1 rRNA gene (only partly in view) is annotated in these 2,767 nt (G+C 55.8%); it reads left to right on the forward strand.

Annotated elements, in window-relative coordinates:
- Positions 1–2,696 (forward strand): 23S ribosomal RNA (locus DDE18_RS22400); it begins 423 nt to the left of the window's first position.
- The last annotated feature ends 71 nt before the right edge of the window (positions 2,697–2,767 follow it).

Here is a 2,767-nt window from a genome sequence, read left to right on the forward strand (position 1 = left end):
ACGTAAAGCGCTGGCTCCGGAGCAGTACCCCAAGTAACACGGAACCCCTGAAATTCCGTGTGAATCTGGCGGGACCACCCGTTAAGCCTAAATACTCCTTGATGACCGATAGCGGACCAGTACCGTGAGGGAAAGGTGAAAAGTACCCCTGGCGGGGAGTGAAATAGTACCTGAAACCGTGTGCCTACAATCCGTCGGAGCGAGACCTTGTGTCTTGTGACGGCGTGCCTTTTGAAGAATGAGCCTGCGAGTTTGCGTTGTGTTGCGAGGTTAACCCGTGTGGGGTAGCCGTAGCGAAAGCGAGTCCGAACAGGGCGTTTGAGTAGCACGATCAAGACCCGAAGCGAAGTGATCTATCCATGGGCAGGTTGAAGCGTCGGTAAGACGACGTGGAGGACCGAACCCACTTAGGTTGAAAACTGAGGGGATGACCTGTGGATAGGGGTGAAAGGCCAATCAAACTTCGTGATAGCTGGTTCTCCCCGAAATGCATTTAGGTGCAGCGTTGCGTGTTTCTTGCCGGAGGTAGAGCACTGGATAGCCGATGGGCCCGACCAGGTTACTGACGTTAGCCAAACTCCGAATGCCGGTAAGTGAGAGCGCAGCAGTGAGACTGCGGGGGATAAGCTCCGTAGTCGAGAGGGAAACAGCCCAGACCATCAGCTAAGGCCCCTAAGCGGTGACTAAGTGGAAAAGGATGTGGAGTCGCAGTGACAACCAGGAGGTTGGCTTGGAAGCAGCCACCCTTGAAAGAGTGCGTAATAGCTCACTGGTCAAGTGATTCCGCGCCGACAATGTAGCGGGGCTCAAGTCATCCGCCGAAGCTATGGCATTCACACGTATAGCTCAGCCGCCAACTTGTTTGGTTGGTTCAGGTGTGTGGATGGGTAGGGGAGCGTCGTGTGGGCAGTGAAGCGCCGGAGTGATCCAGGTGTGGAGGCCACACGAGTGAGAATGCAGGCATGAGTAGCGAATGAAGAGCGAGAAACTCTTCCGCCGAATGATCAAGGGTTCCAGGGTCAAGCTAATCTGCCCTGGGTAAGTCGGGACCTAAGGCGAGGCCGACAGGCGTAGTCGATGGACAACGGGTTGATATTCCCGTACCGGCAAAGTAGCGCCCATGACGAACCCGGTGATGCTAACCACCCGAAGCGCGCCCGACCGATCCCTTCGGGGTGAGGCGGGTGTGTGGAGCGTGGGACCCGATCTGGTAGTAGTCAAGCGATGGGGTGACGCAGGAAGGTAGTCGATCCACGGCGATGGTTGTCCGTGGCTAAGGACGTAGGGCGAGGCCTAGGCAAATCCGGGTCTCAATAGCCTGAGATCTGATGGGGACCCATTATTGGGGAAGTCGATGATCCTATGCTGTCGAGAAAAACCTCTAGCGAGCTATGCGCCGCCCGTACCCCAAACCGACTCAGGTGATCAGGTAGAGAATACCAAGGCGATCGAGACAACCATGGTTAAGGAACTCGGCAAAATGCCCCCGTAACTTCGGGAGAAGGGGGGCCGGATCCGTCAACCACCTAGCGTGGGGCAGCGGTGATGGCCGCAGAGACCAGGCCCAAGCGACTGTTTACTAAAAACACAGGTCCGTGCGAAGTTGTAAGACGATGTATACGGACTGACTCCTGCCCGGTGCTGGAAGGTTAAGAGGACCTGTTAGGCGCAAGCCGAAGCGGAGAATTTAAGCCCCAGTAAACGGCGGTGGTAACTATAACCATCCTAAGGTAGCGAAATTCCTTGTCGGGTAAGTTCCGACCTGCACGAATGGAGTAACGACTTGGGCGCTGTCTCAACCATGGACTCGGCGAAATTGCACTACGAGTAAAGATGCTCGTTACGCGCGGCAGGACGGAAAGACCCCGGGACCTTTACTATAGTTTGGTATTGGTGTTTGGTTCGGCTTGTGTAGGATAGGTGGGAGACTGTGAAGCCCAGACGCCAGTTTGGGTGGAGTCAACGTTGAAATACCACTCTGGTCGTACTAGATGTCTAACCTAGGTCCGTAATCCGGATCAGGGACAGTGCCTGATGGGTAGTTTAACTGGGGCGGTTGCCTCCTAAAATGTAACGGAGGCGCTCAAAGGTTCCCTCAGCCTGGTTGGCAATCAGGTGTTGAGTGTAAGTGCACAAGGGAGCTTGACTGTGAGACAGACATGTCGAGCAGGGACGAAAGTCGGAACTAGTGATCCGGCCACGGCATGTGGAAGCGTGGTCGCTCAACGGATAAAAGGTACCCCGGGGATAACAGGCTGATCTTCCCCAAGAGTCCATATCGACGGGATGGTTTGGCACCTCGATGTCGGCTCGTCGCATCCTGGGGCTGGAGTAGGTCCCAAGGGTTGGGCTGTTCGCCCATTAAAGCGGCACGCGAGCTGGGTTTAGAACGTCGTGAGACAGTTCGGTCCCTATCCGCCGCGCGCGCAGGAAACTTGAGAAAGGCTGTCCCTAGTACGAGAGGACCGGGATGGACGAACCTCTGGTGTGCCAGTTGTCCCGCCAGGGGCACGGCTGGTTGGCTACGTTCGGAAGTGATAACCGCTGAATGCATCTAAGCGGGAAGCACGTTTCAAGATGAGGTTTCCCACCACGTAAGTGGGTAAGGCCCCCCACAGAACATGGGGTTGATAGGCCGGAGGTGTACAGCAGCAATGCCCAGCCGACCGGTACTAATAGGCCGAGGGCTTGTCCCAACACCGTACAAAACACATCACCACATGGAGCATGTGACGCGTCCACTAGGCAGTTCCCAACCAACAAACCC

Source organism: Nocardioides gansuensis (assembly GCF_003076135.1).
In the GTDB taxonomy this organism is placed as follows: domain Bacteria; phylum Actinomycetota; class Actinomycetes; order Propionibacteriales; family Nocardioidaceae; genus Nocardioides; species Nocardioides gansuensis.